Raw genomic sequence first — 11792 nt, 5'->3', positions numbered from 1 at the left:
CGGCGTACCGTGGGCGCCATGGTCAGGACATGGGACGGCGGCACGGTCGCGGTCGAGGTGTGCCCGATCTGTTCCTCGCTGCAGGTCAGGGTCGTCGAACCGGAGTGGTTCCTCGTGGAGCTCGAGCGGTCGGACGAGCTGCGCCCGCGAGAGCCGCTCTTCGTCGTCGAGTTCGCCTGCCGCGACTGCGGATCACGCTGGCGGTGACGGATGCCGCGGCATCCGTCTCATTCCAGTCTTCTGTCGTGGGCGTGGCGTGAGAGGCCGCGCCCGTAGCGCTCGGTGAGCTGCACCATGAGGTCGGGGGTCTCGCGGTCGAGGCCGAAGACGTAGCCCGGGAAGTCGAGCTCGCGCTGCGCCGACCAGATCTCCTCATGGCGGTCGGGTGAGAGCAGCTGCGCGGGGTCGCCGACCGCAATCCAGCCGATCGGCACGACCGTCTCGGGCGGGAGGATCGTGCGCAGGTGCACCACGGCGTTGATGCGCACTTCGCTGCGTGTGCCGATGCGGGCTCCGTTGAAGACACGCGTGCCGGTCGCGAGGAAGACCTCGTCGGCGATCGTGGCGCCGCTGACGCTCGCCATCGGGCCGACGAGGACGTGCGAGCCGATGTGGACCGAATTGACCGATGTCGCGCGGATGAGGGCGTTCTCCATCACGATGACGTTCTCGCCGAGGGTGATCGCGCCTCCCTCCGCCGTGATGACGGCGCCGTGCAGGACTTGGCTGCCGGCGCCGATCGTCACATCGCCGCTGACGACGGCCGTGGGTGCCACGACGGCTTCCGGATGGATGCGGGGACTCGCCCCGAGGTGCTCGAACTGCACTGGTCCTCCTCGGTCAGCGCCAGCGTAGCGGGCCGGGTGCCCGCCGTGCTCTTGCGAGCCCGCCGCACGCACGACCGCCGCCCCGCCCCGGACGCTGGGCGGAGCGGCGGTCGGTCATCGCCGGATCGAGGTCAGCAGGTGCGGGCGTCGTAGGCGACGACGCGCTCCTCGGTGACCGCCTTGCCGCCGAGCGTGCCCGAGAGCCTCGCTGTGAGGCTCCCCTCCGGCAGTGTGCCCATCCGGGTCGTGAAGGCCTGACTCGACTTCTTGCCGACCGCGAGGTCGGCGACCGTCCGGGTGCCGAACGGCGTCTGGAGGTCGATCGTGACAGGCGCCTGACCCGCGTTGCCGACCGTCACGACGAGCGTCGCCTTGCCCGCGACGCACCGTGTCGTCGCCATGAGGTCGACGTCGAAGGACGGCGCCGGCGGCTGGGCCGCCCACGCCTCGAACTCCAGGATCCCGCTCGATCCGCCGGCGCTCGCCGTGCCCCACGCCTGCATGAGCGCGCGGAGCTTGGTCGTCGTGACGGCGGTGAAGGTCACCTCGTTGATCGCGGTCGAGGAGCGCCCGTAGGCCGACGAGGCCTCGACGTCCTTCCACTGGAGGGTCGCGAGGTCGACGTACTGCAGCTTCCACTCGCGCGGCGGGATCATGCCGACCCCCGACGCGTCGGCCGAATCCCGGAAGAACAGCACCCCGGCCTTGTCGACCGTCACGATGCGATCCCACTCGAGCTGCACCCACTGCTCGCCCACGTTCGGCCACGTCCCCCACGAGGCGCCCGTGAGCGCGCCGTCGTTCACGGCCGTCACGCTGTTCCACGAGGACGTGTACGAGGCCGTGGGCGTCGCGATCGGCGCGATGTTGCCCGAGAGCGGGGCGTTCGGCGACAGCGGGACGCTGACGGATGCCGTGGTCGAGACGTTGCCCGCGGCATCCTTCGACCGCAGGTAGACGACATGACGCTCGCCGTCGACGGTCACCGGCGCCGTGTAGGCCGCCCAGCCGACGGGCGCATCGAGCGCATACTCGATCGCCGCGACGCCCGAGCCCGCGTCGGCGGCGGTCGCCGTGACGGCGCGCGCCGCGACGTCGAGGGTTCCCGCGACCGTGGGCTTCGTGGAGTCGATGCGGACGGTGATCGACTTCTCGGCCGAGGTGTTGCCCGCGGCATCCGTCGCCCGCGCCTTCACGGTCTGCACGCCGTCTGCCGAGACGGTCGCCTCGGCGAACCGGACGTTCTCGGTCGACTGCCACGAGCCCGCGCCGACGGCGACGTCGATGCGCGTGCGGAGGTCCCGGTCGTCGGTGGCCGTCGCCCGCACCGTGACGGGTGACACGAACCAGTCCCCGGCACCCGCGACACCCGTCGTCGTGAGCTCCACGGCCGGAGCCGCGGTGTCGAGGGGCTCGCCGAAGACCTGGAGCTCGCTGATACCGACAGCCGCCCCGACCTCGGGGGTCAGGACGAGACGGATGCCGGTCGCCACGACAGGCTCGAAGGTGACGGCGCTCGGCTCACCGGCCTGGATGGCCGGCCCGTCGGCGACGTCGGACCACTGGCCGTCGACGCGCACCTGCACCGTCGCGTCGGCGGGGAGCTCGACATCCGCACCCGTCCAGAAGTGGGCGGTCACGCCGTCCACCCGGACCGGCTCATCCCACGTGTAGCCCGCCGTGGGGGCGGCAGCCGGCGTCGGACCGGCCGTCGTCCAGACGGGGTGGGTGTCGCCGGTGTACGCGATCTTCTCGTCGTTCAGCGCGGCGAGACTCCCGCCCGCGCCGGTACCCTCAGCTTGCGGCATCCCGGTGAGCGCGAGGTTCGTCCGCCAGGCGTCGTCACCGCGCACGGTGACGGTCGCCGAGACGGGACCGGCGGCGTAGCCCTCGACGAAGCCGCTCACCGTGAAGGTGCCGGCGGCGGCGTAGTCCGCGGGATCGACGTCGTTCCACCGCACCGCACCCGGGAGCGTGTCGGCGCCGTACTTCAGACCGACCGTCTCGGGCAGCTCGGGGGCGACGCCGGCGTCGGTCGTCACCGCGACCTCATCGACCGAGTCCGGCTGAGCCTGGTGGACTTCCCACTCCTCGACCGCGAGCGCCGAGTACTGCGGCGGGTTGGCCGCGTTCGGCGCGGCGTTGAGCACGGCGCGCAGGCGCGACGTCGTGACGGCGCCGAAGGTCACCGTATGGACGGCTGTCGTCGTCGTGGGGTAGCCGCTGGGGTTCGGGACGTTCTTCCACTCCCCCGCATCCCAGTACTGCAGCACCCAGGACGACGGATCCGAGACGCCGTTGCCCGTGCCGGGTGCGACGTCGCGCCAGAACTTGATGCGCGCCCTGTCGACACGGACGGGGGTGTCCCAGTCGTATTGGAGCCACTGCTGCGCGGGTCGCGTGGCCGACCAGCTGCCCCACATGTCCGGCGGAAGCGGGTTGGGGCGGATGATCTCGTCGTTGAGGGACTTGATCCAGTACTGCGTCGGGATCGGCTCGTTGGAGGCGGATGCCGTGGCCCAGGGCGCGACGTTGGACCGGGGCGTGAGGTTCGCGGTCTTGGCGGGGGTCGTGACGACGGGCTTGATCCGCGCCGGGGTCTGGGTGTCGTCCCACTCGAGGTGGTCGATCGCCACCGAGCGTCGGAAGTGGTTGCCGCCGACGGCGTCGGCCGTGTGATACGCGATGTACCACTCGCCCTTGAACTCGGCGATCGCCGGGTGGCTCGTCGTCGACGAGACGGGCGCGAGGATGCGCCCCCGGTACGTCCACGGGCCGAGCGGGCTCGACGCCGTCGAGTACGCGATGCAGGCGTGATAGTTCGCCGGCGTGCAGGTGCTCGTCGGGCCGGCGTTGTTCGCGGCGTAGGCGAGGTAGTAGGTGCCGTTGCGCTTGAAGAGCCACGCGGCCTCGAAGAAGCCCGTCACGCCGGTCGTGATGTTCGTGGGCGTTCCGATGCGGGTCTTCATGTCGGCGCCGAGCTCGATCGCCATGAGGCGGCTGAAGCTGCCCCAGTACATCCACACGCGGCCGTTGTCGACGAGGACCGTGGGGTCGATGTTGTGCGCGTCGTTGCCGAGGATCGTCTGCGAGACGATCGGTCCGCCCGCGTAGTCCGTCCACGGGCCGAGCGGCGTGTCGGACACCGCCACGCCGATGCCGAACTTGTCGGGCGCGGTCGAGTTCTTCTCGTTGACGGGGACGTACCAGTAGTAACGGCCGTCCAGGCCCTTCACGACCTGGCCCGCGTACGCGCGGCCGGACGTGGCCCAGCTGAACACGACCTCGGGCCGCATGAGCGACGGGTGATGCTCCCACTGGCCGCCGTCGACGTCCTTCGTCGAGAACGCCTGCCACTCGTTCATGATGAAGTCGTTCGTCGTCGGACCGGCCTCGTCCCGGCCCGCGTGGAGGTAGAGCGTGTCGTCGACGGCGAGCAGCGTCGGGTCGGCCGAGTAGACCGATCCGTCGCCGATGATGGGGTTCTGCGTTGCGGCGGATGCCGCTGTCGCGGGCACGAGCGCCGCGATGAGCGCGGCGACGACGGCGGCCGCGAGGGCCGTGCCGTACCTGCTTCTGGATCTGGGAACCACGATGTCCTCTCTGGTGGGGCGTTGGGGGTGGGATGCCGCGACTCGGCCCGCGGGGCTCACCGCGTGTCAGCCGGTGGCCGGGCGGTCGAGCCGCGCACGACGAGCCGGGGCTCGATGACTGCACGGGCGATCCCGACGTCGCGCTCGAGGGCGCCGAGGAGCAGCTGGACGGCGAGGGAGCCGAGCTCGGCGAAGTCCTGCCGGACGGTCGTGAGCGGCGGGAGGAAGTGCCGCGCGTCAGGGAGGTCGTCGAAGCCCACGACGCTCACATCGTCGGGCACGCGGAGGCCCTGCTCGCTGAGCCCGCGGATGACGCCGAGCGCCATCTGGTCGTTCGCGGCGAAGATGGCCGTCGCGCCGCCGGGCTCGAAGAGCCGCCCGAAGGCGTACCCCGCGTCGGAGGTCCAGTCGCCCTCCGCGGCCGGCATCGCCTCGAGGCCGGCGGCGGCGAGCGCGTCCTCCCACCCCTCGCGCCGGGCACGCGCGTCGAACCAGCCCCCGGGTCCGGCGAGATGGAGGATGCGCCGATGTCCCAGGTCGATGAGGTGGGACACGGCGCGCATGGCACCCTCGCGCTGGTCGATGCCGGCGGCGCGGAGACCGTCCTGCGGCTCCGAGGTGATGACGACGGCCGGGAGTTCGGGCGCCTGGCGGCGCAGGATCGCGAGCGACGACTCGCGCGGTGCGATGACGCAGAGCCCGTCGACGCCCTGCATGACGAGGTCCGAGACCGCGTCATGCATCCCGGCGTGCTCGTCGTCGGTGACCGAGAAGGAGCTGATGGAGTAGCCCGCGCGGCGCGCTGCGGTCTCGAAGGCACGCAGTGTCGTATTGGGCCCGTGCTCGACGGGGCTATCGACGAGCACTCCGATGCGCATCGTGCGCTGTGTCGCGAGGGCGCGGGCGATGAGGCTCGGCGTGTAGCTCGTCTGCTCGATCGCGGCCAGGACGCGGCGGCGCGTCGACTCGCGCGTGCGCGGGTGGTCGTTGAGGACGCGAGAGACGGTCGTATGCGAGACCCCGGCGAGCCGGGCGACGTCGTAGATGCTCGCGCGCCGGGACTGCTCCGCTGTGCCGGTCACGCGGCGGCCCGCTCGCGTCGCCGGCGGATCGCGAGCGGCACGGCGGCAGCGGCTCCGGCAAGGAGCAGGATGCCGGCGCCGCCCGCGACGAGTGCGCCGACGGGGAGGTCCGCAGCGGGCGCCGGCGTCTCAGCGGCGGCAGGGGCGGCAGGTGCATCCGCGACCGTCGCGGGGTCGCCCGCGACCGAGAGGGTCGTCGACAGGCTCTCGCCGCCCGACACGGCGGTCACCTCGACCGGGCCGCCCGCGGTACCGGAGGGCACGCGTACGACGGCCGTGCCGGTCCCGTCCGCCCCGATCGTCAGGCTTCCGGCGGCGTCTGGGCCGCCCGCGACGTGGACCTCCCAGACGCTGCCCGCGGCGGCGCCGACTACCGCCACGGGGAACTCCTCGCCCACGGCGGCCTGCCGCACTCCGACGTACAGGGCCGCAGGGGACGCGGCATCCGCAGTCCGGATGTCCGCGCCGAGGCCCGGTCCGGTGAACGCGGCGAAGCCTGCGGCATCCGTCACGTGGACAGGTGTGTCCGCCGCCCGGCCCGCCGCCGACGCGAGGGCTGCGGGGCCGAAGACCGCGAGCGCCGCGGCGATGAGCGTGGCGGCGGCGGACCGCCGGAGCAGGGTGCGACTCATGTCGTCTCCTCGTTCGAGGTGTGCGGGGGCGGAACGGGGCGCCCGCCCGTGCGGCGGGCGCCCCGTGATCATCAGCAGCCGGCGGCCGGGAAGGCCGCCTCGTGCTGGTCGGTCACCCTCTTGCCGTCGACCTGACCGCTCACGAGCACCTGGAGGCTCCCCGCGGGGAGATCCTTCAGCCGCGTGGTGAAGGTCTGCGACGACGACTTGCCCGGAGCGAGCTGGGCGATCGTCTTCGACCCGTACGGCGTCTTCACCTCGATCTCGACCGGCACATCGTCGAGGTTCTTGACGGTCGTCACGAGCACCGACTTGCCGGCGACGCAGCGGCTCGTCACCGCGACGTCGACGTAAAAGGCGTCGGGCGAGCCGCTCACTTCGAAGACACGCCATTCCTTGATGCCGAGGCTGCCCTGCCCCTCGGTCGTGCCCTGCGCGGTGAGAGCGAGGCGGAGGGCCGTCGTCGTGACCGGCTCGAACGATACGGCGTTGAACGTGTCGAGCGCGACCCCGTAGTCACCTGCGGGCGTCACGTCGACCCACTGCTGGGTCGCGGTGTCGAGGTACTGCGCCTTCCACTGCTTCGGCACCGCGATTCCGGCGCCGTTCGCATCGAGGTTGTGGATGAAGTAGGCCTCGACCGCGTCGACCGTCACCGGCTCGGCCCAGTCGTAGCGCACCCACTGGTCGGTGATCTGCGGCCACGCCCCCCAGACGAACGCGTTGTCGTTGGGGGTGACGTCACCCGACGCGGTCGGCTCGACGTCGTCGTTCAGGCCGTTCACGGTGTTCCAGCCCGCCGTGTACGACGCCGTCGGGGTCGCGATGAGCGCGACGTTCCGGCGGTGGTCGCCATCGGATGCCGGGACGACGACGTCCGTGACCGGCGAGACGTTGCCCGCCTTGTCCCGGGCGCGCAGCTGCACCGTCACCTCGTCGAGGCCGACGAGGATCGTGCCGTCGTAGGCAGCCCACTCGCCGTCGCCGACGCGGTACTCGATCTTGTCGAGGCCGGATCCGGCATCCGTCGCCGTCGCCTTGACGGTGCGCGCGACGGGGTCGGACGTCGGCGCGACCGCCGGCGCCGTGGCGTCGATGCGGAACTCCGCCGCAGCGAGCTGCGAGACGTTGCCGGCCTGGTCGGTCGCCCGTACCTGGACGGTGTGCGCGCCGTCGGCGGTGACCGAGACGGGCGCCGTGTAGGCCGTGAAGGCCCCGCCGTCGACCGACACCTGGATGGCGGGCGCCGTGTCGCGGTTGTCCGTCGCCGACGCGGTCACCTGCACGGCGCCGGTGTACCAGCCCCCTGCCGGCGCTGCCGGCGAGACGGCGACGGATGCCACGGGCGCGGTCGTGTCGGCGCCTCCCGTGCCGCCCGTGCCGACCGTGACGGTCGCCGTCGCGGCCTTGTTGCCCGCGATGCTCGTCTGCACCGTGCCCGACGCCGTGAACTGGCCGTCGGTCGCGTACTTCGTCGGAGCGATCGCATCCCAGGTGACCGGCAGATCCTGACGGGAGCCGTCATTGAACAGCACGCCGACCGTGGCAGGCAGCTGCGGCGCGACACCCGCGGCGGTCTTGACCGCGACAGCATCCACCAGGTTGATCTGTCCCGGCGCGGTCGCCCGCACCCAGACGGTCGCCTTGGCCGGAACCGCCGAGCCGGCGACGATGCCGACCACATCGAAGTTGCCCTCGGATGCGACCTGCTCGGCCGTGATCGGACCCCACGCCACCAGCTCGGAGCTGCGGCTGCCGTCCGAGTAGATCGCGTCGACCCGCTCGGGCAGCGTGGGGACGGTGCCTACAGAGGTGCGGACGTCGATCGGCTCGATCGCGCTCGGCGCCTCGGCGAACACGCGCCACTCACTGACGCCGATGCCGGCGTAGGGGTCCGCGCCGGTGCCCGGACCGGCGGCGTTGAACACGAGCCGCAGGCGCGTCGTCTTGACGGAGTCGAACGAGGTGGCATTCGGTGCCGTGCGGGCGACGCCGTACGTGCCGGCGCCCGTCACGTCAGCCCAAGCGGTGCCCGTCCAGTACTGCGCCTTCCACGACTTCGGGACGTTGACGCCGGCACCCGACGTCGCGTTCGTCTGGTCCGCCCAGAACGCGACCTCGACGCCGTTCACCCGGACGGGGTTCGCCCACGTGTACTGCAGCCAGCGGGTCGCCGGGCGGGAGCCCGACCACGTGCCCCAGAGGTCGGTCTGCTGACCGCCCGAGTGGAGGACTTTGCCGTCGTTGACGGCGTTGACGTTGTTCCAGCTCGCCGTGTACTCGGCGGTCGGCGTCGCAGACGGCGCGACGTTCGTGCCCTGCGTCGGAGTGGAGCCCTGCACCGGGACGTCGACCGAGGTCGTGAGTTCGCCGTCGGTCGCGGTCAGGCGCAGGACGTATTGCCCGGCCGCCGTGAACCGCGCGATCGTCGACGCCGACGTCGGCGAGTCGAACAGCGCGAGGCCGCCTGCCGGCGCCGAGACGACGCTCCACGTCGAGCTGAGGGTTCCCGCGGGCAGGCCGTCGTCCTTGGTGGTGCCGACGAGGTCGACCTGACCGGGTACGGAGACACCGGGCTTCACCCACGCCTCGACCTGGGGGGCCGCGTTCGTGCTCGGCGGCGCATCGACGCCCGTGTGGAAGACCTGGACCTCCTTGACGCCCGTCTTGAAGCCCGCGGCGTGCGTCGCCGTGATGCGCACGGCGTCGCCCGTCACCTCGGGGAACTGCACCTGGTTGAGGTTGCCCCGCGGCGTCGCGGGCGTCCGCGCCTGCGAGGGCACCGGCTTCCACTGCCCGCCGGAGCGGTACTCGAGCGCGTACATCGACGGCTCGGCGTAACCGGCGACCGTGGCCGACGACGAGGTGCGGTAGAAGTACACCCGGACGTCGTCGAACGTCTGCTGCGATCCCAGCTCGACCGTGATCGAGTCCTTCGCGTTCGGCGATCCAGCCGTGCCCCAGAAGGGCTCGTTGATCGTGTTGCCGTTGACGGCCGCCGCCGGAGCCCGTCCCGCTGCCGAGAACGTCGCCGCGACCGTCTTCCCCTGCGCGAGGTCGGCGCTGCCGCCGCTCTGCGCCGAGATGTCGGTGCCGGCCTTGGCGAAGAGGTCGACGACGCGCGCGTCGTCGCCGAACGAGACCTGCTCGGGCGCATCGAGCGACGAGGCGTTCTCCGTGGTCACCTGGAGGCCGTCCTCAGCCTCGACCTGACCCGTCGCCGGGTCGTAGACGACCTTGCCGAGTCCGTCGACGGTGAAGGCGAGCTCGCCGTCGAGGAAGACGGAGTAGCCCTCGGGCACCGCGTCGCCGTAATAGCGCTCACCGCCCGGCTGATCCCACGTGATGGTGAGGTCCTTGTCGCGGTAGCGGATGTTGTTCGCGGTGAAGTGATCCCAATCGATGTCGATGGGGTCGAGCTCGATCTTCGCGTCGCTGCGCGGACGCAGGCCCATCGCGTCCTCGATCATGGTGAAGTTCGTCGCCCCGAGGATCGTGTGATGGATCCAGGAGCGGTACCCGATCTTCTGCGGGTCGGCCGAGCCGTCCGCCCAGAACTCGTTCTGATCGGGCAGGCGGTTGTCACCGCCGTTCTGGTAGTGCGCCCACGCGTTCCAGTAGAGGAGCTTCTTGTACCACTCGGCGTCGATCGCATCCGTCGGGTAGTCGCGCAGGACGCTGCTCAGCATCCGGAAGGTCACGGTCGAGTTGATGACCGAGAAGTTGTTGCTCCCCGGGTCGCCGGCGGCAGCGGCCTCGGCCTTGTCCGCCTGGTTCGCCGTGTAGAAGGGGAAGATCGGGTACTGCTTGTCGTCGGCCCACAGGCGCAGGGCCTGCACGTAGTCGTCGTCGTAGTCGGCGTCGCCCGGCTTCGGCATGAGGCCGACCGTGAAGGGGTAGTAGTTGTTGATCTCCTTCCACGGGTTGAAGGCCTTGTCGCCCGTGGCCATGCGGTGCTCGAGGAGCTTGCGGTCGGGGTTCCACAGGACGTCGATGACGGCCTGCTTGATGGACTCCGCCTTGGCGTCCATCTCGTCCGCCTTGGCCGTGTTGCCCGCCACGCGGTAAGCCTCCGCCGAAGCCTTCGCGTTCGAGTAGAGGTAGGCGTTCTCGGTGCGGTCCATGTTGCCCGCCCGCCAGTCGAACGACACCGCATCGGCGTCGTTCCCGGTCATGGCGCCCCAGTCGTACTCGATGAGTCCGTTGCCGTTGTGGTCGTAGGCGTCCTGCAGACCCTTGACGTCGTACTCCGCGTACTCGGCGAGGTTGCCCGCGATGCCGGCAGGTCCGCCGTGCAGCTGGTAGGAGCGCCACGCGGCTTCGGAGATGTACTGCGTGTAGCTGTTCGACCAGTTCGCGGGGTCGCCGGGGTTGTCGACGTACTTGTAGCTCTTCGACGTCTCACCCGCCGAGACCCACGGCCCGTAGGAGTAGATCGGATCGCGGAAGTACTTGAGGTCGTCGATGAACATGCCCGCGGTCAGCACGATGGCGTTGTTGTAGCCGAGCACGCCCTCCATCGAGGTCGGGAACTGGTAGTCGTTCCCGGGGATGTCGGCGTCGAGGTAGTTGAACCTCATCAGCCACCACCGGTAGAAGAGCGTCTTGTCGATGTTGTCTTCGGGGGTGTCGAGGTAGGGGATGTTGTCGGCCCACCACTGGTTGTACGCCGTGACGTGGGTTGAGAATGCGGCCGCGGGCGTGGCGGCGCGATACGCGTCGTACTCCGTGCGGGACGCGGGGATCTCGTTCGTGACGAGACCGAGCTGCACCTTCGTCGTGACGCTGCCGCCCGCGGGCACCGACAGCGTACGGGTGAGCTCCGCGCCGTTGCGCGCGAACCCGTCGCCCGAGAAGCGCGGGAAGATCGTCGTCAGGTTGTTGAGGGCGTTCACGACGCCGGTCAGCTCATCGCCGGCGGCGGTCGTCGCGTACGGGGATGCCGCGCGGAGAGTCACCGTCTGCGCCGCGCCCGTCGCCTTGACCTCGAGGTCGGTCACGAGGACGTTCGCGTCGGTGATGAACTTCGTCTGCACGATCTCGAGGCCCGACGCGGCGTTGCGGTGGACGCTCCGCCAATAGCTCGGCGTCTGCTTGCGCTGGGTCGTATCTTCGGTGAGGGTGACGTTCGCTCCACCGACCTGCGCGGTGATCGTGTAGCCGCCGCGGTTGTCGATCGACTCCCAGTAGGCCAGCTGCCCCTGGAAGCCCAGGGTTCCCGGTGTGTGGGTCTTCATGAAGGCGGCTCGACCCCGGCTGAACAGCCACTGGTTCGTGTCGTCGAAGCTGCCGGCCGTGCCGGTGCGCGCGAGCATCCCGTCGATCCAGAAGTCCTTCGACGGCGAGACCCCGGCCCCCGCCGCGAGGTCTGCATCCAAGATCGACTGCAGCTGGTTGCCCGGGGTGTAGTTCACCCCCGTCGCCGGCACCGGCGTGGGGCTGCCCGTGAAGGTGGGGTAGCCGATGTCGGCGTTCGCAGCCTGTGCCGGCACGGCGAGCACGCAGCTGCCGATGACGGCTGCGGCGCCGATGACGGCGACCGCGGAACGCGTCCGATGGCGGGAAGTCTTCCAGTCCACGTCGTCTGTCCTCTCAGGCGTCGCTCGCCCGTGAGCGATCGCCTAGCTTCGGACGTTATCGGTAACAGCTCGACTCTCG

At 70.7% G+C, this 11792-nt stretch carries 6 protein-coding genes; 1 reads left to right on the top strand and 5 read right to left on the bottom strand.

The window, feature by feature from the left end:
• Nucleotides 1-18: 18 nt before the first annotated feature.
• Nucleotides 19-207, top strand: a complete 189-nt coding sequence (locus tag G5T42_RS12530) for a hypothetical protein (protein WP_165128972.1) — start codon at nt 19-21, stop codon at nt 205-207.
• A gap of 20 nt (nt 208-227) precedes the next feature.
• Here G5T42_RS12530 and G5T42_RS12525 read toward each other — a convergent pair whose 3' ends face one another.
• The 5 genes from G5T42_RS12525 to G5T42_RS12505 form a co-directional block, all read right to left on the bottom strand.
• Nucleotides 228-827 carry a gamma carbonic anhydrase family protein gene (locus G5T42_RS12525; RefSeq protein ID WP_165128970.1) on the bottom strand — a complete coding sequence of 200 codons (600 nt, stop codon included), beginning with the start codon at nt 825-827 and terminating at the stop codon, nt 228-230.
• A gap of 131 nt (nt 828-958) precedes the next feature.
• Nucleotides 959-4420, bottom strand: a complete 3462-nt coding sequence (locus tag G5T42_RS17500; RefSeq protein ID WP_206535637.1) for a family 43 glycosylhydrolase — start codon at nt 4418-4420, stop codon at nt 959-961.
• A 56-nt stretch (nt 4421-4476) separates the two neighbouring features.
• A complete protein-coding gene (locus G5T42_RS12515; protein WP_165128968.1) occupies nt 4477-5502 on the bottom strand; it encodes a LacI family DNA-binding transcriptional regulator in 1026 nt (341 codons plus the stop codon).
• Nucleotides 5499-6134 (bottom strand): hypothetical protein, encoded by a 636-nt coding sequence (locus tag G5T42_RS12510; protein WP_165128966.1) that lies wholly within the window; start codon nt 6132-6134, stop codon nt 5499-5501. The genes G5T42_RS12515 and G5T42_RS12510 overlap by 4 nt, the downstream gene beginning before the upstream one ends.
• Nucleotides 6135-6205: 71 nt before the next feature.
• Nucleotides 6206-11713, bottom strand: a complete 5508-nt coding sequence (locus tag G5T42_RS12505) for an Ig-like domain-containing protein (RefSeq protein WP_206535636.1) — start codon at nt 11711-11713, stop codon at nt 6206-6208.
• Nucleotides 11714-11792 lie beyond the last annotated feature (79 nt).

It is taken from the genome of Microbacterium sp. 4R-513 (assembly GCF_011046485.1).
Lineage (GTDB): Bacteria > Actinomycetota > Actinomycetes > Actinomycetales > Microbacteriaceae > Microbacterium.
Note: the sequence above shows the minus strand (reverse complement) of the source record. Positions and strands in the feature narration are given on the sequence as shown.